At 71.6% G+C, this 19,627-nt stretch carries 17 protein-coding genes; 13 read left to right on the forward strand and 4 right to left on the reverse strand.

All coding sequences use genetic code 11. The features are described from left to right. The first annotated feature begins 24 nt into the window (after nucleotides 1-24). The 9 genes from AB0878_RS11785 to AB0878_RS11825 all read left to right on the forward strand — a co-directional run bounded on the left by AB0878_RS11785 (nucleotide 25) and on the right by AB0878_RS11825 (nucleotide 11,110). Nucleotides 25-1,239, forward strand: a complete 1,215-nt coding sequence (locus AB0878_RS11785; RefSeq protein WP_366578999.1) for a sigma factor-like helix-turn-helix DNA-binding protein — start codon at nucleotides 25-27, stop codon at nucleotides 1,237-1,239. A gap of 131 nt (nucleotides 1,240-1,370) precedes the next feature. Then, complete coding sequence (locus AB0878_RS11790; RefSeq protein ID WP_366579001.1) at nucleotides 1,371-3,023, forward strand: FAD-dependent oxidoreductase; 1,653 nt, start codon at nucleotides 1,371-1,373, stop codon at nucleotides 3,021-3,023. Then, on the forward strand, nucleotides 3,020-4,444 hold the full coding sequence (locus AB0878_RS11795) for an ATP-binding protein (protein ID WP_366579002.1): 1,425 nt from the start codon (nucleotides 3,020-3,022) through the stop codon (nucleotides 4,442-4,444). Before AB0878_RS11790 ends, AB0878_RS11795 begins: the two co-directional genes overlap by 4 nt. A 234-nt stretch (nucleotides 4,445-4,678) precedes the next feature. Beyond that, complete coding sequence (locus AB0878_RS11800) at nucleotides 4,679-5,770, forward strand: hypothetical protein (protein ID WP_366579004.1); 1,092 nt, start codon at nucleotides 4,679-4,681, stop codon at nucleotides 5,768-5,770. Continuing rightward, complete coding sequence (locus AB0878_RS11805) at nucleotides 5,770-6,921, forward strand: toxic anion resistance protein (protein ID WP_366579005.1); 1,152 nt, start codon at nucleotides 5,770-5,772, stop codon at nucleotides 6,919-6,921. Before AB0878_RS11800 ends, AB0878_RS11805 begins: the two co-directional genes overlap by 1 nt. Beyond that, a complete protein-coding gene (locus AB0878_RS11810; RefSeq protein WP_366579007.1) occupies nucleotides 6,918-8,540 on the forward strand; it encodes a substrate-binding domain-containing protein in 1,623 nt (540 codons plus the stop codon). Before AB0878_RS11805 ends, AB0878_RS11810 begins: the two co-directional genes overlap by 4 nt. Next, nucleotides 8,537-9,124 (forward strand): hypothetical protein, encoded by a 588-nt coding sequence (locus AB0878_RS11815; RefSeq protein ID WP_366579008.1) that lies wholly within the window; start codon nucleotides 8,537-8,539, stop codon nucleotides 9,122-9,124. Before AB0878_RS11810 ends, AB0878_RS11815 begins: the two co-directional genes overlap by 4 nt. Nucleotides 9,125-9,215: 91 nt before the next feature. Then, nucleotides 9,216-9,869 carry a TetR/AcrR family transcriptional regulator gene (locus AB0878_RS11820; RefSeq protein ID WP_366579010.1) on the forward strand — a complete coding sequence of 218 codons (654 nt, stop codon included), beginning with the start codon at nucleotides 9,216-9,218 and terminating at the stop codon, nucleotides 9,867-9,869. Beyond that, complete coding sequence (locus AB0878_RS11825) at nucleotides 9,869-11,110, forward strand: cytochrome P450 (protein WP_366579012.1); 1,242 nt, start codon at nucleotides 9,869-9,871, stop codon at nucleotides 11,108-11,110. The genes AB0878_RS11820 and AB0878_RS11825 overlap by 1 nt, the downstream gene beginning before the upstream one ends. Before the next feature lie 4 nt (nucleotides 11,111-11,114). Here AB0878_RS11825 and AB0878_RS11830 read toward each other — a convergent pair whose 3' ends face one another. Next, nucleotides 11,115-11,909 carry an LmeA family phospholipid-binding protein gene (locus tag AB0878_RS11830; protein ID WP_366579014.1) on the reverse strand — a complete coding sequence of 265 codons (795 nt, stop codon included), beginning with the start codon at nucleotides 11,907-11,909 and terminating at the stop codon, nucleotides 11,115-11,117. Between the two features lie 104 nt (nucleotides 11,910-12,013). Further along, on the reverse strand, nucleotides 12,014-12,307 hold the full coding sequence (locus AB0878_RS11835; protein WP_285969862.1) for a hypothetical protein: 294 nt from the start codon (nucleotides 12,305-12,307) through the stop codon (nucleotides 12,014-12,016). Between the two features lie 97 nt (nucleotides 12,308-12,404). Between AB0878_RS11835 and AB0878_RS11840 the strand changes: the two genes are divergently transcribed. From AB0878_RS11840 to AB0878_RS11850, 3 genes are read left to right on the forward strand one after another with little or no spacing between them, the layout of a single operon-like run. Continuing rightward, nucleotides 12,405-13,013 (forward strand): pentapeptide repeat-containing protein, encoded by a 609-nt coding sequence (locus tag AB0878_RS11840; protein WP_366579016.1) that lies wholly within the window; start codon nucleotides 12,405-12,407, stop codon nucleotides 13,011-13,013. A gap of 40 nt (nucleotides 13,014-13,053) precedes the next feature. Then, on the forward strand, nucleotides 13,054-13,653 hold the full coding sequence (locus AB0878_RS11845; protein ID WP_366579018.1) for a sulfite oxidase-like oxidoreductase: 600 nt from the start codon (nucleotides 13,054-13,056) through the stop codon (nucleotides 13,651-13,653). Further along, nucleotides 13,623-14,366, forward strand: coding sequence for a ferredoxin reductase (locus AB0878_RS11850; protein WP_366579020.1), 744 nt, complete (start codon nucleotides 13,623-13,625; stop codon nucleotides 14,364-14,366). Before AB0878_RS11845 ends, AB0878_RS11850 begins: the two co-directional genes overlap by 31 nt. Nucleotides 14,367-14,385: 19 nt before the next feature. Here the strand turns inward: AB0878_RS11850 and AB0878_RS11855 are convergent, their stop codons facing one another. Then, nucleotides 14,386-16,941 carry a helix-turn-helix transcriptional regulator gene (locus AB0878_RS11855; protein WP_366579022.1) on the reverse strand — a complete coding sequence of 852 codons (2,556 nt, stop codon included), beginning with the start codon at nucleotides 16,939-16,941 and terminating at the stop codon, nucleotides 14,386-14,388. Continuing rightward, on the reverse strand, nucleotides 16,938-18,080 hold the full coding sequence (locus tag AB0878_RS11860) for a molecular chaperone DnaK (protein WP_366579023.1): 1,143 nt from the start codon (nucleotides 18,078-18,080) through the stop codon (nucleotides 16,938-16,940). The genes AB0878_RS11855 and AB0878_RS11860 overlap by 4 nt, the downstream gene beginning before the upstream one ends. Nucleotides 18,081-18,602: 522 nt before the next feature. Here AB0878_RS11860 and AB0878_RS11865 point away from each other — a divergent pair. After that, nucleotides 18,603-19,625 carry an IniB N-terminal domain-containing protein gene (locus AB0878_RS11865; protein WP_366579024.1) on the forward strand — a complete coding sequence of 341 codons (1,023 nt, stop codon included), beginning with the start codon at nucleotides 18,603-18,605 and terminating at the stop codon, nucleotides 19,623-19,625. The last annotated feature ends 2 nt before the right edge of the window (nucleotides 19,626-19,627 follow it).

Below are 19,627 nucleotides of genomic sequence, written 5' to 3' on the forward strand. Positions count from 1 at the left end.
GGAGACTGAGCAGGGGAGCGCCTTGTGACAACCACGCCCGAACTCTTCGACGGCGAACGCGGCCGGCTCTTCGGCCTGGCCTACCGGCTGCTGGGTTCCGCGGCCGACGCCGAGGACGCGGTGCAGGACGCCTACCTGCGCTGGCGCCGTGCCGACCACGCCGGCATCACTGCGCCCCGCGCGTGGCTCACGAAAGCGGTGACGAACCTCTGCCTCACCCGCCTGACGGCCGCCCACGCCCGGCACGAGTCGGCCGCGGGCGACGCGCTCCCGGAGCCCGTGCTGACCGGCGGCGGCGCGCTGGGGCCGCTGGAGACGGTGGAACAACGTGAGTCGGTGTCGTTCGCGATGCTCGTGCTGATGCGAGCGCTGACTCCGGTGGAACGCGCGGTGTTCGTGCTGCGGACGGCTTTCGACTACCCCTACCCGGAGCTCGCGAGCCTGCTGGACCTCACGGAAGCCGGCGTCCGCCAGCACTACAGCCGCGCGCGCCGTCGGGTCGACGCCGGCGAGACCCGGTTCCCGACGTCCGACAGCGGCTCGATGCGGCTCACCGAGAGCTTCATGACGGCTGTCCGCTCGGGCCGGCTGGAGCGGCTCGAAGACCTGCTGGTGGCCGACATCGCCACGTGGATGGACCTCGGTGGCGGCGAACGCGTGCACGTCCGCGGCCGCGACGCCGTCCGTCGCAACGCCGCCGCGACGCTCGCGCGCTTCGCGGACGTGTCGGACTTCGTGCTCACGGAGGTCAACGGCGGCCCGGGCATCCTCTTCCTCTCCGGCGGCACCGTCGTCGGGCTCACGGTCGTGGAGACGCGGGGCGGGCGCATCTCCGCCTTGCGCACGGTCGCGGACCCCGCCCGGCTGGCTTTCCTGCGGGCGCAGTGGAACGCGGTCGCCGGGGTCTCGCGCGGGAACGAGGAGTCCTTCTTCCGGCGCCTGGTCATCGCCGTCGGGGACCTGGCGCAGCCGGCCGCCGCACAGATCGCGCTGCTGGAGAAGCAGGGGCTGCGCGACGCCGACGAGCTCGCGCTGGAGTTCGACGGGTACTTCGCGGCGCTCAAGCACGCGCTGCCCGCCGACATCGTCGCGGTGCTGGCCGAGCTCGACGCCCTCCTGGAGGAGATGAGCGGCCCGACGGGTCCGTGGTCGTTCGAGGCGCTGGCGACGGCGCCCGAGTGGGTTCGGGTGCGGGAGCTGGCCGCGCGGGCGTTCGCGTTGCTCGGCCGCTCGGCCTGAGCCGAGAGTGGCGCGAACGGACCGTTCGCGCGGGCACTTCCGGCACCGATCCCCAGGTCCGGGCCCGGCTGGAGCAGGTCCAGCCCGCGCAAGCGTTCTCCGCTGGTGGACACCGCCGTAGGCTGTCGGGTGTGAGCCAGCCGATCCTGATGACCGTCGACGACGACCCCGCTGTTTCGCGGTCGGTCGCGCGTGACCTGCGTCGCCGCTACGGCAAGGACTACCGCGTGATCCGTGCGGACTCCGGGGCCGACGCCCTCGACGCCCTGCGCGAGATCAAGCTGCGCGGCGACGCCGTCGCGGCGATCCTCGCCGACTACCGCATGCCCCACATGGACGGGATCGCCTTCCTCGAGAAGGCGATGGACCTGTTCCCCAACGCCCGCCGCGCGCTGCTGACGGCCTACGCCGACACGGACGCGGCCATCCAGGCGATCAACGTGGTCGACGTCGACCACTACCTGCTCAAGCCGTGGGACCCGCCGGAGGAGAAGCTGTACCCGGTCATCGACTCCCTCGTGGAGACGTGGCTCGCGGTCGGCGACAAGTCCGTCGAGGAGACCAAGCTGGTCGGCCACCGGTACTCGGCGCCCTCGTTCAAGGTGCGCGACTTCCTCGCCCGCAACGCCGTGCCGTACCGCTGGTACTCGGTGGACGAGGACGAGGGCGGGCGCATCCTGCAGGCCGCCGGCGTCGCGGAGACCGACATCCCGGTGGTCGTGACGCCGGACGGCACCGTGCTGAAGCAGCCCACCGGCAGCGAGATCGCCGTCGCGGTGGGCCTGTCCACGCGGCCTGCGCAGGAGTTCTACGACCTCGTAGTGATCGGCGGCGGCCCGGCCGGCCTCGGCGCGGCCGTGTACGGCGCTTCGGAAGGCCTGCGCACGGTGCTCGTCGAGCGCAAGGCCACAGGTGGGCAGGCGGGTACGAGCTCGCGCATCGAGAACTACCTCGGGTTCCCCGACGGTGTCTCCGGCGCGCAGCTCACCGACCGCGCCCGGCGTCAGGCCCAGAAGTTCGGCGCCGAGGTGCTCACCGCGCGCGACGTGGTGGGGCTGGAGGTGCGCGGGTCGAGCCGCGTGGTCACCTTCGGCGACGGCTCCGAGATCGCCGCCCACACCGTGATCCTCGCGAGCGGCGTCACCTACCGCGCGCACGAGGCCGACGGCATCCGCGAGCTCACCGGCAGTGGCGTCTACTACGGCTCCGCCGCCACGGAAGCGCCGGAGTGCAAGGGCCAGCACGTCTACATCGTCGGCGGCGCGAACTCCGCCGGCCAGGCGGCGGTGTTCTTCGCGCAGCACGCGAGCGAGGTGTCGCTGCTGGTGCGCGGCGACTCGCTGGAGAAGTCGATGTCGCACTACCTCATCGAGCAGATCGCGGGCATCGACAACATCACCGTCCGCACGGGCACCACCGTCGTCCAGGCCCACGGCGCCGACCACCTCGAAGCCGTGACCCTGTGCCACGGCGACGCGACGGAGACCGTCGAGACCGGGCACCTGTTCATCTTCATCGGTGCGGCACCGCGCACCGACTGGCTGGGCGGGGTCATCCAGCGCGACCACCACGGGTTCGTCCAGACGGGGCCCGACCTGGTGGCCGAGGGCCGCCGGCCGGCCGGCTGGCCGCTCGACCGCGACCCGTACCACCTGGAGTCGTCGGTGCCCGGCGTGTTCGTGGCCGGCGACGTCCGGTCGCAGTCGGTGAAACGCGTGGCCTCCGCCGTCGGCGAGGGCGCCATGGCCGTCACCCTGGTCCACCGCTACCTGGAGGAACAGTGAAGGAGCCTGCACTGCCGCGCGAAGAACTCCGCGGCCTCTTCCTGTTCGAGCACCTCTCCGACGAGCAGCTCGACTGGATCGAGCAGCACGCCGTGCTGGAGCGCTACGAGGGTGACACCGCGGTGCACCGCGAGGGCGATCCGGCGACCTGCTTCTACATCCTGCTCTCGGGCGCGCTGCGGATGTCGCGGCTGGTGAGCGGCGCCGACGTCGAGGTGAAGCGCTCCGACCAGCGCGGCTCCTACTTCGGCGCCACGCAGTTCTTCGTGCACCAGGACACCGAGCACACCTACAGCGCCACCGTGCAGGCGATCGGGGACCTGACGCTGCTCGCGCTGCCCTCGGCGGAGTTCGCGGTGGAGTTCCGCAAGTGGTTCCCGATGGCGGCGCACCTGCTGGAAGGCATGTACCTCGGCTGGCGCAACTCCGACACCGTGATCTCGTCGCGGCGCCGGCTGCTCGCGCTCGGCGAGCTGTCGGCCGGGCTCACCCACGAGCTCAACAACCCGGCCGCGGCCGCGGTGCGGGCCACGGCGTCGCTGCGCGAGCGCGTGGCCGGGATGCGCCACAAGCTCGCCCTGCTGGCGAAGAAGGACATCGACCCCGACCTGCTGGAGCAACTGCTCGACGTGCAGGAAGAGCTGGTCAAGACGGTCGCCGACGCGCCGCGGCTCTCGGCGATGCAGCAGGCCGACCGCGAAGACGAGATCAGCGACTGGTTCGACGACCACGGCATCGACCAGGGCTGGGACCTCGCCGCGATCTTCGTCGCGGCCGGGCTCAAGACCGAGAACCTCGACGGCGTCATGGAATCCGTCGGCGAGGGCCTGCTCGACGGCGCGCTGCGCTGGCTCGCGTACGCGCTCGAGACCGAGATCCTCATGGGCGAGATCGAGGACTCGACCACGCGCATCTCGGTGCTCGTCGGCGCGGCCAAGCAGTACTCGCAGATGGACCGCGCGCCGCACCAGTGGATCGACGTCCACGAAGGACTCGACTCCACGCTGGTGATGCTGTCGGGCAAGCTCGACGGGATCCACGTCGTGAAGGAGTACGACCGCGGCATCGACCACATCCCGGCCTATGCGGCCGAGCTGAACCAGGTGTGGACCAACATCATCGACAACGCCATCCAGGCCATGGGCGGCGAGGGCACGCTGACGCTGCGCACGTGGCAGGAGAGCAAGCAGGTGCGCGTCGAGATCGGCGACACCGGCCCCGGCATCCCGGAAGAGGTGCGCCAGCGCATCTTCGAGCCGTTCTTCACCACCAAGGGCGTCGGCGAGGGCACGGGCCTCGGCCTCGACATCTCGTGGCGCATCGTGGTGGAGCGGCACTCGGGCGACATCAAGGTGACGTCCGTGCCGGGCGACACGCGGTTCGAGATCTGCCTGCCGGTGGAGGAACAAGCCTCGCTCTGAACCGTCCACCTCCAATCCGCCCGCGTGCCGCCGCCGTGATCAACCGGCGACGGCACGCGGGCGGTTGGTGATTTCCCTTCCGCTGCAAGGAAAAGCCCGGTCCGCACCGGATCCCGATCGACCCCGTTCGTTCACTGATCGTTCACTTCGAACTCCTCGTGCCGCGCGTCAAACGAGTTGCGGGGACTGAAGGATCCGAGGTGACGCGTCGCGGGACGTGCGGAAGGTGGGTTCGTGAAACGCCGGTTGTCCATCGGGCTGGCTGTGGTTCTGGTGCTCGCCGTCGTGGCCGTGATCCTGTGGGGGCGGTCCGGGAGCGACGAAGCGTCGGGCGGGGGCGACCTCACCGTCGTGCGCGGGGTGATCGGCTCGGAGAAGCAGGCCTTCTTCACCGACCAGCGCGTGGTCGACGCGTTCGCCAAGCACGGCCTGAAGGTGAAGGTCGACACCGCCGGTTCGCGCCAGATCGCGACCACGGTCGACCTCGCCAAGTACGAGTTCGCGTTCCCCTCGTCGTCGCCGGCGGCGCAGAAGATCCAGCGCGACCGCAAGGTGACCACGGTGTACACGCCGTTCCAGTCGCCGATGGCGATCGCGACGTTCGAACCCATCGTGCAGCTGCTCACCGGCGCGGGTGCCGTGCACAAGGGCGCGGGCGACTACCAGGTGCTCGACATCGCGAAGTACCTGCAGCTCACGCAGGCCGGCACGCGCTGGGACCAGCTGCCGGGCAACACCGCGTACCCCGTGCGCAAGAACATCCTCGTCACGACCACCGACCCGCGGGAGTCGAACTCCGCGGCGATGTACCTGTCGATCGTGTCGTTCGTGGCCAACGGCAACAACGTCGTCTCGACGCCCGACCAGGAAGCCAAGGTGCTGCCGCAGGTGTCGAAGCTGTTCCTCGACCAGGGCTACACGCAGAACAGCACCGAGGGACCGTTCGAGGACTACCTCTCGGCCGGCATGGGCAAGACGCCGCTCGCGCTGATCTACGAGTCGCAGTACGTCGATCGCCTGGTGCGCCACGACGGCTCGATCCGGCCCGACATGCGGATGCTCTACACCGCACCCACGGTGTACTCGAAGCACACGCTGGTTCCTTTCTCTCCCAACGGGGACAAGGTCGGCCAGCTGCTCTCCACCGACCCGGAGCTGGGCAAGCTCGCCGCGACGTTCGGGTTCCGCACCACGAACCCGCAGCAGTTCCGCGACGTCGTGGCCGCGGCCAAGGCCCCGGTGCCGGCCGATCTCGTGGACACGGTGGAACCGCCGTCGTTCGAGACGCTGGAACGGCTGCTCGACGCGATCCAGAAGCAGTACTGATGGACGAGTTCACCCTCACCCCGCCGGAGCCGGTGGCGGCGGTCCCCGTGGAGCGCGCCGCCGGGCTGATCGCGCTCGGTGACGACACGCGAGCCGACATCGCCCGTCGTGCCGGCGAGTTCGCCACGCGCCTGGAAGCACTCGACGTCAAGTCACCCGAGTTCACCACGCTGCTCGACGAGATCCTCGCCGTCGGCGAAGCGGACATGCGCGCGGCGGCCACGGTCGCGGGCACCATGCTCGACCGCTCGACGAAGGCGCTGGAATCCGCGCGCGGCTCCGCCGGTTCGCCGCAGCAGCAGGTGACCACGAGCCTGGTCGAGCTGCGCCGCACGGTCGCCGAGCTCGACCCGGCCAAGCTGCCGATCACCGGCCGCAAGCTGCTCGGCATCTTCCCGGCCGCCGCGAGTGCCAAGCGCGCCCTCGACCGCTACCGCGCGGCCAACGAGCCCGTGAACGCGCTGGTCCGCGAGCTGCGCACCCGCCAGGACGTGCTCCGCCGAGACAACGCGGCGCTCAAAGGCGAGCGCGAACGGCTCTGGGCCACGCTCGGCCGGCTCGCCGAAGCGGCGGCGTTCGCGGAGGCCGTGGACGGGGCGATCGACCGGCAGGCCGGCGTCTTCGACCTCACGGATCCCTCGCACGCCAACGCGTTGCGCGCCGACATCCTGTACCCGATCCGCCAGCGCCACCAGGATGTACTGACGCAGCTGGCCGTGAGCGCGCAGGGCTACCTCGCGCTGGACCTGGTGCGCCGCACCAACGACGAGCTGATCCGCGGCGTCGAACGGGCGGTGTCCACCACCGTCTCCGCGCTGCGCGTGGCCCTGCTGGTGAGCGCGGCGCTGGCCAACCAGCGCGACGTGCTCGACGAGGTCGCGGCCCTGCAGTCGACCACCGACGGGTTGCTGCGCGCCAACGCGGCGCTGCTGGAGTCGCAGAGTGCGGAGATCCGCAAGGCGTCGAGCGACCCGGCCGTCGCCGTCGACACGCTGCGCGACTCGTTCGACCGGATCTACTCGGCCCTCGACGCGATCGACGGGTTCAAGGCCGAGGCCGTGCTGCACATGGCGTCCACAGTGGAATCGTTGTCCGGCGAGCTGCGGCGCGCCGAAGACCGGCTGCGCCGTTCGCACGAGGGGGAGCTGTGAAAAAACTTGCGGTACTGGCGCTCGCCGCCGCACTGCTGGTCACGGGATGTTCGTCGGCGGATCCGAGCTCCGGTGACGACGCCGGACCGCCCGAAGCCGGCACGTTGCGCATCCTCGCGGGCAGCGAGCTCGCCGACATGCAGCCGGTGCTCGACGAGGCCGCCAAGGCCACGGGCGTGAAGGTGAAGTTCACGTTCACCGGCACGCTGGAGGGCGCCGAGTCGCTCGCCAACGGCAGCCTCGACGGCAAGTACGACGCCGTGTGGTTCTCGTCGAACCGTTACCCCGCGGGCATTCCCGAAGCGGCCAAGCGCCTGGGCAACCAGGTGAAGATCATGAGCTCGCCGGTGGTGCTGGGTCTGGCGCAGCCGGTCGCGCAGCGGCTCGGGTGGGACAAGAAGGCGCCGACGTGGGGTGACATCGCCGCGGCCGCGGGCAAGAAGGAGTTCACCTACGGGATGACCGACCCGTCGGCGTCCAACTCCGGCTTCTCCGCGCTGGTGGGCGTCGCGTCCGCGCTGGCACACTCCGGCACGGCGATCGACGCGCAGCAGATCACCGCCGTCACGCCGCAGCTCACGCAGTTCTTCAGCGCGCAGGTGATGTCCGCCGGCTCGTCGGGCTGGCTCTCCGACGCGTTCCAGCGGCGCGCGACCGGCCAGGACCCGGGGGCGAAGGTCGACGGGCTGGTCAACTACGAGTCCGTGCTGCTGTCGATGAACTCCTCCGGCAAGCTGCCGCAGCCGATGAAGCTGATCTACCCCAGCGACGGTGTCGTCACCGCCGATTACCCGCTCACGTTGCTGACCAGCGCGAGCAACGACGCGCGCGACGCGCACCAGCGGCTCACCGACTACCTGCGCACGCCCGACGTGCAGCGGCGGATCATGCAGGTCACGCAGCGGCGCCCGGTGGTGCCGGGGGTGCAGCTCGGCGCGCAGTTCGTGCCCCACGACCTGGTCGAGCTGCCGTTCCCGGCGACGCAGCAGGCCGTCGACGCGCTGCTTTCGGCCTACTTCAGCAAGATCCGCCGCCCGTCGCGCACGCTCTACGTGCTCGACACGTCGGGCTCGATGCAGGGTGACCGCATCCAGGCCCTGCGTACGGCCCTGGCCGGCCTCACCGGCGCGGACAACTCACTCGTCGGCCGCTACCGGCAGTTCCGCAGCCGCGAGGAGGTGACGATGCTGCCGTTCAACACCGCGCCGGGCAACCCGGTCACGTTCACCGTGCCCGAGCAGAACCCGCAGGGTGAGCTGGCGAAGATCAAGGCTTTCGCCGAAGGTCTGCAGGCCGACGGCGGCACCGCGATCTACGACAGCCTCGACCGCGCGTACCAGGTGATGGAACCGCTCGTGGCCCAGGACCCGGACCGGTTCAACTCGATCGTGCTGATGACCGACGGCGAGAACGAGAGCGGCTCGAACCTCGACGGCTTCAAGTCTGCCTTCGCGTCGCTGCCCGCGGCGATGAAGCAGATCCCGGTGTTCACGGTGCTGTTCGGCGAGGGCAGCGGCGACGAGCTCACGCAGGTCGCCACGATGACCGGCGGCAAGGTCTTCGACGCCCGCAACACCCAGCTGTCCAGTGTCTTCCAGGAGATTCGCGGGTACCAATGAGGCGTTGGTTCGGCTCCACCAAGAACATCGCCGGCTGCGTCGGCGGCCTGATCGGCCTCGTGCTGTACGCGGTCGGGGTGATCGGCCCGCTGTGGCTGATGTTCGTGGTCATGGCCGTGCTCTACACAGCCGGCGCGCTGCTCGCGCCGCCGGAGAAGGTGCGGCTCGTCGTCGACCCGACCGTGGAGGCGGCTCAGGTGCGCTCGTCGCTGGAGGCGCTGGTGCAGACGGTGTCCGGCCACGCCGGGCGCCTGCCACCGTCCGCTGTGGACGGTGTCCGCCACGTCGCCGAGGTGCTGTCCGACCTGCTGAAGGACCCGCTGCGCCTCGCCTCGACGCCGGACCTGCAGTACCGCGTGCTGCTGCTCGCGCGCACGGACCTGCCGCTGTCGGTGGAGACGTACCTGAACCTGCCGCGCTGGTTCGCCTCCCGGCGGGACGCGGACGGCACGAGCGCGGAGGACGAGCTCGCGAAGCAGCTGGACCTCCTGCGGGGCAAGGCCGAGAAGCTCGCCGGCGAGTACTACTCGGCCGACGTGAACCGCCAGGAGGACCACACGCGCTACCTCGGCGAAGACTCCTAGCACCGGTCCGGGGAATTTCCGACCGGGTGGTTGTCAGACACGTGTCTTAGCACTAGCTTCGTAAGAAGATCGTCTTACGGAGGAGCGTGCAGTGGAGACGAGTTCGCGCCGGGAACAGGCCGAGGCGACGCGCGAGCTGCTCCTGCGCACGGCAGAACGGCTCTTCGCCGAACGCGGGCTCGCGCAGGTGTCCAACCGCCAGATCGTGGAAGCCGCCGGCCAGGCCAACAACTCCGCGCTGGCGTATCACGTCGGCACGCGCGAGGACCTGATCCGGGCCATCACGCGTTCGCACGTCGAGCCCATCGCCGCGCGGGCCCAGGAACGCGTGGCGGCCGTCCGGCGGTCGAAGCGGCCACGTGACCACGTCGCCAGCCTCGTGCTGCCCTACACCGAGCACCTCGCGAGCCTCGGCAACCCCAGCTGGTGCGCCCGGTTCCTGGCGCAGGTCGTGACCGATCCGGCGCTGCTCGACGTCGAGGGCGTCGAGCCGGTGCTGGCCGTCGAGTTCGTCGAGGGCACGGCCGCGGTGTGGGCACACGTGACGCCGTTGCCGGCGGCCGAATCGGCTCTACGGAGCCAAACCGCGCGCGTCGCGGTGATCCACACGTGCGCGGAGCAGGAGCGGCTCGCCGCGACCACCGGCGTGCCCGCCGACTGGGCGCTGGTCGGTGAGGCCCTGACCGACGCGCTCACCGGTTTGCTGACCGCCCCGCGTGTCCCCACCACCCGGAAGGATCGTTGATGTCCGCCACGAAACCGCCCACGATGCGCCGCCCTGTCCCGCCGGAGATGCTGCGGCGCGGCAAGTGCCCGTTCGACCCGCCCGCCGTGCTCGCGGAAAAGGCGCCGGTGTCGCGGGTCGAGCTGCTCAACGGCGCGCACGCCTGGGTGGTCACCGGCTACGAGCAGGCCCGCGCGGTGCTGGCCGACACCCGGTTCAGCTCCGACAACGTGCGCAACCGCAGCGCGATGGACCTGCGCCCCGAAGAGGTCGGCGAGGCGCGCTGTCCCGTGGACGTGGCCCAGCGCGAGGACGGCCGGTTCCTGTTCATGGACCCGCCCGAGCACACGCGGCTGCGCCGGCTGCTCACCGGCCAGTTCACCGTGCGGCGCATGCAGTTGCTGGAGGAACGGATCCGCGAGATCTCGATCGAGCACCTCGACGCCATGCGCGCGGCCGGGAACGAGGGCGACGTCGTGCCCGCGTTCGCCTTGCCGTTGCCCTCGCTGGTGATCTGCGAGCTGCTGGGTGTGGACTACGCGGACCGCGCGGAGTTCCAGGAGCACACCGGGATCGCGCTCAACCTGACCAAGAGCGACGAGGAGCGGGCGAAGGCCTCGGAGTCGATCTACGCGTTCATGCGCGAGCTGGTGGCGCACAAGCGTGAGCACCCGGCCGACGACCTCGTGTCCGGCCTGATCCACGGCGACGCCGACCCGGCGCTGACCGAGCAGGAACTCGTCGACATCGCGACCGTGCTGCTCGGCGCCGGTCACGAGACCACGGCGAACATGCTGGCGCTGGGCACTTTCGCGTTGCTCGAACACCCGGACCAGCTGGCTCTCGTGCGCGAAGACCCGTCCGTACTGGACAACGGCGTCGACGAGCTGCTGCGTTACCTGTCGATCATCCACATCGGACCGAACCGCGTCGCGACCGAGGACCTCGAAGTCGGCGGTGTCACGATCCCCGCCGGCGACACCGTGCTGATCTCGGTGCCGCAGGCCAAGCGCGAGGCCGAGCACTGGCCGGAGCCGGCACGACTCGACCTCAAGCGTCCGCGCACACCGCACCTGGCGTTCGGGCACGGCGTGCACCAGTGCCTCGGGCAGCAGCTGGCGCGTTCGGAACTCCGGGTGGGCTTGGCGGAGCTGGTCGCGCGTCTGCCGGAGCTGCGCCTCGCGATTCCCGCCGACGAAGTGCCGCTGCGCACGGACATGCTCGTGTACGGCGTGCATTCCCTGCCGGTGGCGTGGTCCTGAGGGGCTACCGGAACCGGGGCAAGGTAAGTGTGAGCGCGGCCGTCGTGAGCCAGGCCAGCAGGTCGGGCAGCGGGACGCGGGAGAGGCGCTCGGGCCACTCGTCGGCGACGGTGCGGAGCACGAGCTCGTCTTCGGCCGGCCGCACGGCGGTGAGCCGCAGTCCCTTCGGCAGCTCGGGCAGCGGCAGCACGACGGGCCGGATCCGTTTCGGGGCGCGGAACTCCCGCTGTCCGATGTGGAGGGTCGTCGGAGTCAGCACTACGGCGTCCGCGGCGACGGCGGGCGTGAGCGTGAGCCGGCCCCAGCCGGGGCGCTTGGCCCAGCGCACCTGGAACCCGTCCTCGTGCGGGGTCGCGACGAGGTCCGGCCGGGCCTGCGCCACGCGTTCCCGCACGACGCTGCCGGGCACGGTGAGGTCCAGCTCGACCTCACCGGGAACCACGGCGGGGGTCGGCAGGCTGCGCAGGCGGACGTCCTTGGCCAGCAGGACAACGCGGCGCAGCGGGATGGTGCTCGTCGCGGACGTCGGCCACTCGACGTCCGCGGCGGACAGGCGTACGTCGCCGAGGCGGCCGGTGGCCAGGCGCAGGGAATCGGCGGGGTAGTCGAGTCCGGTGAGGGTGAAGCGGGCTTCGCCGCCGTTGGCCTTCGCCGTGAGACGGCGGCCGACGAGCTGTTCGGTGACCGTGCGCGCGAGGGCCGCCGGCGTGGCGGGCACGTTCGGCAGCAGGGAACGACCCGCCGCGGCGGCGAGGCCCGCGATTTCGGGCCAGCCCTCGAACCATCTGCCTTCGGTCACCCGGACATCGTAGGGGGCGCGATAACCGGGCGCTTCCGGTTGTGGTGTTCACCGCGCTTTCGCCGGAATTGGCGGAAAACACGTTTGACCGGGCGGAAAACGGGTCAGCGGGCGACGAGCCGCGCGATGATCCCGCTCACGACCAGCCAGAACACCGCGGCGAGGCCGTAGTTGAGGATGACCGCGAGGTCGGGGTTGCTCACCGGGAAAAGGCCGGGGAAGAACAGTGCGAGCGGGTCGGCCAATGATCGGATGAAGATGAAGAAGCCGTTCGCCGCGTTCGCGCCGGCGAGCAGCATCACCAGGTAGAGCACCTCGATGAACGCGAACAACGCGCCGATTCCGGTGATCACCCGTGCTGCCGTGTTGGTTCTGGTGGAAGTTCGCCATCTGGACATGCTGGTTAATTCCCACTTCCGGGTGACGGTGAAACGCGTCGCCGGCCGAATTGCGCCGGTTGGCCGATCACCGGCGCGCGGCGGCTAGCCTGGCCGCGTGCCCGACACCCTTGAGCCTGCCGAAACCGAGCTGACCTTCCGCCGCGAGGACTGGTACGCCGAGGAGCTGACCGGGCGCCGGTTCGAGCGGTGCGACTTCCACGACGTCGACCTCACCGAGGCCGTCACGCGCGGTGTCTCGTTCGTCGACTGCGTGTTCGGCAACGTGCGCTTCAACGCGTCGAAGCACGTGGACACGGCGTTCACCGGTTGCAGCTTCACGCGCTGCAACCTGTTCGACGCGGAGTTCAGCGGGTGCAAGCTCGTCGGCAGCCGGTTCACCGAGTGCGCGCTGCGGCCGATGAAGGTGCTCGGGGGCGACTGGTCGTTCGCGGGGCTGGCGGGCGCGGACCTGCGCGGCGCGACGTTCCAGGGCGTGCGGATGCGCGAGGCCGATCTCACGCGCGCGGACTGCACGGGGTCGACGTTCGCCGACGTCGACCTGTCGGGCGCGGAGCTGCTGGACGTGAAGTTCGGCGGCGCCGAGCTGCGGGGGAGTGACCTGTCGGCGCTCGACCCGGTGCACGCCGAGCTCGGCGGCGCCATCGTGTCGCCTGAACAAGCGGCAGTGCTGGTGACGTCGCTCGGACTGCACGTTCGCGGGTAGGCTGCGCTGGGCGTTCGATGGCCGGCGAAAGGAGTCCGCGATGGGTGTCATCACACCGGGGTTCACCGGTCGCGCCCGTGGGGGCAACCCGAGGCTGCCGCCCGGCCAGTACCTCACGGAGGACTTCCCCGTGCTGTCGGCGGGGCCGACACAGCGCGTGCACCTGGACAAGTGGGAGTTCGCGGTCACCACGGAGAAGGGCGAGAAGCGCTCGTGGTCGTTCCGCGAGCTGATCTCTCTGCCGAGCGAGAAGTTCACCGTGGACATCCACTGCGTCACGCAGTGGTCCAAACTCGACACGCGCTGGCGTGGCGTGCCCGTGGAGACGCTGATCGGCGACCTCGACACCGAGGCCGACTACGTGCTCGCGCACTCCTACGGCGGCTACACCACCAACCTGCCGCTGGCCGACTTGCTCGACGGGCAGGCGTGGATCGCGTACGAGTACAACGGCAAGCCGCTCACCCCCGAACACGGCGGCCCGGCGCGGCTGCTGGTGCCGCACCTGTACTTCTGGAAGTCGGCGAAGTGGGTGCGCGGCCTGGAACTTGCGACGAAGGACGAGCCGGGCTTCTGGGAGTCGTCCGGTTACCACGACTACGGAGACCCATGGCGCGAACAGCGGTATCAGGGCGACTAGCTTGGCGCGTCGCGTACCTCGCGGAGATCCGCCAGGAGACGGTGACGGCCCGCACCCTCGTGTTCGACGTCCCCGGCTGGCCCGGCCACCTCGCGGGCCAGCACGTCGACGTCCGCCTCACCGCCCCCGACGGCTACACCGCCCAGCGCAGCTACTCCCTCGCCGCGCCGTCCGACGGTGACCGCCTCGAGCTGACGATCCAGCGAGTCCCCGGCGGCGAGGTCTCGGAGCACCTCACGGGCCCCTACGCCGTCGGCGACCCCGTCGAGATCCGCGGCCCGATCGGCGGCTGGTTCGTCTGGCGTCCCACCGAACCCGCCCCCGTCCTCCTGGTGGCGGGCGGCTCCGGAGTCGTGCCGCTGATGGCGATGATCCGCGCCCGCCGCGCTGCCGGGAGCCGCGCGTTGTTCCGCCTGGTGTACTCCGTGCGGACCCCCGCGGACCTCTTCTACGCCGAAGAGCTGCGCAAGCCGTACGCCGGCCTGGACGTCACGTACGTCTACACCCGCGAACTCCCCGAGGGCGCCGCCGGCATTCCCCGCCGCCTCAGCGTGGCGACGCTCAACACGGCCGGCTGGCCGGCGGACTTCGGGCCCACCTCGTACGTCTGCGGGCCGACCTCCTTCGTGGAGACCGTGGCCGACGCGCTGCTGGCGCTGGGCCACTCGCCGCACGCGATCAAGACGGAACGCTTCGGCCCCAGCCGCGACTGACGCGCGCCTGCCCCCGGCGTCAGGAGAAGTCGGGTTTGGCGAGCAGCTCCCGCAGCGTCGCCAGCAGCTCGCGGCGGTCCGCGGCACCCAGCTTGGCCCGGATGCGTGCCATGTGGTGTTCCACGGTTTTGCCCGAGATGAACAGCTTGCTGCCGGCCTGTTTGTAGGTCAGGCCGTCGACGACGAGGCGCGCGACTTCGAGCTCGCGTTCGCTCAGGGTGCTGAGGCCGGGGGCGGCGCCGGGTTCCGGGGTGGCGGATTCGCGGCGGCCGGTGCCGGCCTGGAACTGGCGGGCGGCTTCGAGGAGCTGGACCATGGCTTTGCGGTCGGACGTGCGGATGGCGGCCTGGCCGGCGAGCCGCGCGGCATCCCAGCAGAGGTCGAGCTCGTGGAGCTCGGCGGCGGCCGCGGAGACCTCGTCGTGGTCGAAGGCGCCGCCGAGAACGGCGAGCCAGCAGGTGGCGGCGCGGGCCAGCGCGGCGGGGTAACGGCCGTGGCCGGCGAAGCTCGTCAGGGCGGCCAAGTGGTGGGAAGCGGTGTCGAGGTCTTCGACGGTGATGGCGGCGTGCAGCTCGTGCCAGCACAGGGAAACCGTCCACAGTGGAGGGTTGCCGAGTTCGCCGAGCATGGCGTGGGCGTGGCGCAGCTGGCGCGTGAGCTTCGCGTGCGCGCCGGTGCGGGCGGCGGCGATGGCCAGCTCGCCCAGCGGCAGCAGGGTGAACAGGTCGGTCTGCTGCCGCATCGACGCCTGGTACGCGCGGTCCCACGACTGCTGCAGCCCCACCAGGTCGCTCGCGCGCCGGGCGAGGCCGAGTTCGAGCGTCGCGAAGAAGAGCTCGTCGCGGGCTTCGAGGCGGGTGCCCGCCACGGCGTCGCGGTGTTCGGCGGCGGCGGTGAGGTGCCCGCTGGTCATCGCGACCCAGCCGAGCAACAGCCGGTGCCGCGCGGTGAGGAGGTCGCCGCCGACGCCGCTGGCCAGCGCGCGGTCCAGCACCGACTCGGCGAGCCCCAGCTCACCCGAGTGCAGTCCGACGAGCGCGGCCAGCGCGGCCGGGCTGTCCGGCAGCGGCGCGCCCGTCGCGGCCGGCTCGAGCATCGCGGCCGCGCCGACGAGCGCCGAGAGCGTGTCCGCGCCCTGCCCGCTCACCGAGTCGACGATGCCGTCGGCCGTCCGCGCCACGGCCCCCGCGAACAACGTCGGCGCCACCCCGGGCACGGGCGCGTCCACGAGGTTGCGCGCCGCGGCCAGCTGTCCGGAGCCGGCGAGCGCGATCGCGGCGAACGCGTTCGCGGCCCCGCGCCCGGCCCACCGGTACACCTCGGGCCCGCGGGCGTTGGTCCACGAAGGCGCCCAAGCCTCACCAGGCACGGGCGCGTTGTGTCCGGGCGTGGTCCGGGGCGCACCCCAGGTCGACGCCGTCAGATCCGGCCCGTCACCGTCACCGGGCGCGCAAGCGTCCGCCGCCGCGGCCCACCGGTAGAGCTCCGCACTCCGCGCCAGCTCACCCCGGTGCGCCAGTACCGTCGCGGCGATCTCCGCCCCCGCGGCCCGCGCCTCGGGATCGTCGCCGCTCAACATCCCGTCACCCAGGCGCAGCGCCGTGTCGAGGTCACCCGACAACGCCGCCGCTCGCGCCCACCCCGTGGTCACGGCCGTGTCGCGCGCGCCGGCGTCGGCGGCGGCTGCGAACAGCCGCGCCGCCAGCTTCGCGTCTCCAGGCAGGGCCTCGCCGGCCGCCGCGGCGAACGCGGCCGCCGCGCTCGCGCCCGAACTTCCCGTGTCCAGCAACGACTTCGCCAGCTCCAGCACGGGCAACCCGCCGCGCAGCTGGATCTCCACGAGCTGCTGCAACACCGTCAGCCGGCGTGCCGGTGGCCCGTACGTCCGCACGGCCTCCGCGGCGACCGGCAGCAACTCGTCGTTCGCGTCGAGCAGCCCCGTCGCCCGGGCACCGTCGACGACCTCCGGCAACCGGTCCGGCGCCAGCTCCAGCAAGGCGCACAGCAGGTCGAGATTGCGCCCGGCCCCGGCCTCCGCCGCGATCAAGTACCGCAGCACGTCGTCGTCGAGCTCCGCCAGCTCGGCCCGGAACTCGCCGAGCTGCTCGGTCACCGCCCGCTCCACCAGCCGCGGCACGCCGCCGGTCCGGGAGTGCAACGCAGCCGCGGCCGTCCCGTCGACGAGCCGGCCCGTGAGCTGCCGCGCGAGCGCGCCGACCTCGTCGGCGTCCAGCGGCGGCAAGGCCACCTGCCGGGCAAAGGGCTCGGCCAACACGCGCAACGCTTCCGAACGCGGGTTCGGCCGGTGCGCCAGCACGACCGGTCCCGCCAGCGACGTCAGTCTCGCCAGGTCGTCTTCGCCGAGCTGGTCGGCGTCGTCGACCAGCGTCGCGTCGACGCCGGCCTCGCGGCAGCCGGACTCGAGTGCGCCGAGCAACGTGGTCTTGCCGTAGCCGCCGGGCGCGACGACCACGAGCCGCGCGGGCGTCTCGGAGGCAGCCGCCAGCTCCGCGAGGAGCAGCCGGGCAACGGGGTGGACGGCGTCGGTGCCGGTTTTCGCCAGCAGTGCGTTCAACAGTGACCTTCACCGGTGGGGGCCGCGCCCGGGCGGGCGCATGACGTGAGGGACGCGGGGTGGGCCGGGGCGGTTCCCTTGTCCGCCGTGGCTTCGTGGGAGGAGAGAGCGGCGATCAGGACCGAGGAACCGATCGCGAGCACCGCTGCCGCGGCGGCGAGGGGACGCCACCGGCGGAGCAGTTTCGCGGCGCCTTCGGGCTCGGGGAGCTCGAAGGGCGTGATGTCCACCGGCGGCGGGGAGGGCCGCTCGGTGAGCTCGGGTACCGAGTCGACCTTGGGGATCAGGGTCGTCTCGGCGACGGGCTGCTCCCGCCGGGCGGGCGGGCTCATCCGTTGAGCGGCGAGGCTACTGGCTCCGAACGCGGCCGTGAGCGGGGGCTGGGGCGAGGCGAACACGGGGCACGGCAACCGGCCCGGAAGCACGCCCGGGCCGGGTTCGCCGGAGAACACGATGCCCGCCAGCTGCTCGGGCAGCACCGAAATCCCGTGGGCGAGCGCGAAAGCCGTGCTCACGGCCGCCGCGGGCGCCACGCCCTCGGTGCTCGTGCGCGCGACCCAGCCGCCCGCGCCGGACGCCGTGGCCAGCGTGACCGTGACGCCGTCGGGTCCGAAGTCGCACACCACGGCCGTCCGGTCGCCGGCGCCGGGATCGGGCAGGTGGGCATGAAGGGCGCCGATCGAACTCGGCACCAAGGTCACGGCGGCGAAGCCGGATTGCCCCAGCGCTCGTCGCAGAAGGTCACGCCGGTAGTCGCCCCAATCACCGGGGTGGGTGACGACGAGGTGGCGCGGTGCTCCTCCCAGTTGAGCACCCGCGTGCTCCGCGATGCCCTCGACGAGGACTGCGGTGAGTGACTCCGGCGAGAACCGCTCGCCCCCGACGAACACGGGAACGTCGTCGCCGATGCGGCGGTGGAACCCGGTCAGCAACCGAGACGGAACGCTCGTTCCGGCGCGCGCCGCGGCGTCGCCGGTGAGCAGGTAACCCTCATCGTCCAGGAACAACGCCGTGGCCGCGGCCGGTGAGCTCTCGCCGAGCCACAGCGGTTCGGGGGCGCCCCAGCCGTCGGCAAGCTTGCGGCGGGTGGCGGCGTGGGTCCGGGTGTGGGCGACATCGATGCCGAGCACATAGGGCAACGCCGCTTCCTCCCTTCGTCGCACCGGGGCGGGCCAAGGAGAGCAATCCGCCCCCTAGGGGTACGCCATCCTCACCCGTTCGGGTCATCCGGGCAAGGGCGGGTGGGATTTACCCAACCGAGCCCCCGAACGGATGAGCCCGTAACTCCCTAACGATCTCATATCGACCCCCTAACGGCTGAGTGAGCTGCGACTGTTAGTGAACGCCGACGTGAACAGGGGTGTGGAGCCGGTTTCGAGGGGGCGTTCCGGAGCGGTTCACGGCCGAACCCCGGGGCCCCCGATCATCCTCACGCGTTCGGGTCACGATCGCCGGGCGAATGTCGGTTTTAACCCCACTGACGGGTCGACGGGTCACCCCCGCTCCCTAACGAGGAGCCGCCGACCCCCTAACGGCGCAACGCGCGACAACTGGGAGTGAACCCCGATGTGGGCCGGGAGTCCCGTCTCTACCTTCATCGGCAACCTGGCCGGGGACGGCCGGGCCAATCCCCCGTAATCAACACCTCTGGAGATCCCCACATGGACCCGGTGCAGACCCTGCACGACTTCACGCTCAACCTGCTCAGCGACCCGATGTCGCTGGCCGCCTTCGCGCAGGACCCGCAGGCCGCGCTGCAGGCCGCCGGTCTCGGCGACATCAGCGCCGCCGACGTGCACGAGGTCATGCCGCTGGTGCTCGACTACATCCCGGTCGACGACCTGGGCTCGCTCGGCAACCTCCCGCAGGCGGGCGACCTCACCGGCGTCCTCGCCGACGGCCCCCAGGGCGCCATCGAGCAGCTGCAGGCGCTGACCGCGTCGCTGGGCCTGCCCGGCGTCGACGGCCTCTCGGTCCCGGCGCTGCCCGCCGTCCCGGGTCTGCCGGCGCTGCCGGCCGTCGGCGAGCTGCCCGCCGTGGGCGACCTCCCCGTCGTGGGCGAGCTGCCCGCCGTCGGCGCGCTGTCCGGCGTGACCGACCTGCAGAACACCGCCGCGGGCGTCACCGCCCTCGCGCAGGACCCGACCAGCGCCTTCGGTCTGGTCAACGACCTTTCGGGCGGCCTCGACGCCGGCGCCGTCAGCGGCGCCGTCGCGCAGGTCCAGGACGTCGCCGGCCAGGTCACCGGTGCGGTCGACGGCTCCGCGCCGCTGCACGCGAGCGACCTGCCGGTCGCCGGTGGCGCCATGGCCCCCGTGGGTGGCCTCACGAGCAACCTCGCCCAGTCCGCCACCGGCGTCGAGGGTCACGTCAGCGACCTCGCGGGCTCCGTCACCGACCAGGTGGGCAACCTCACCAACGGCCTCGGCGGCCTGGACCACGCCGTGGGCGGCGTGACCAACGAGGTTCAGGGGCTCACGCACTCGGTCGTTCCGGACCTGGGCGGCGAGCGCGCCGACGCGCACACGGGCACCGACGCGCACGCGGGCACCGACGCGGGCCTCGGCGCGGTGCACGACACCGTCTCGACCGTCACGGACCTGGGCCAGCACACGCTGGGCCTCGACCTCCAGGCCGGTGCGGAGACCAGCCACGGCGGCGCCGGGCTCGACCTGCACCTGTGATT

The organism is Amycolatopsis sp. NPDC047767 (assembly GCF_040704195.1).
GTDB lineage: Bacteria > Actinomycetota > Actinomycetes > Mycobacteriales > Pseudonocardiaceae > Amycolatopsis.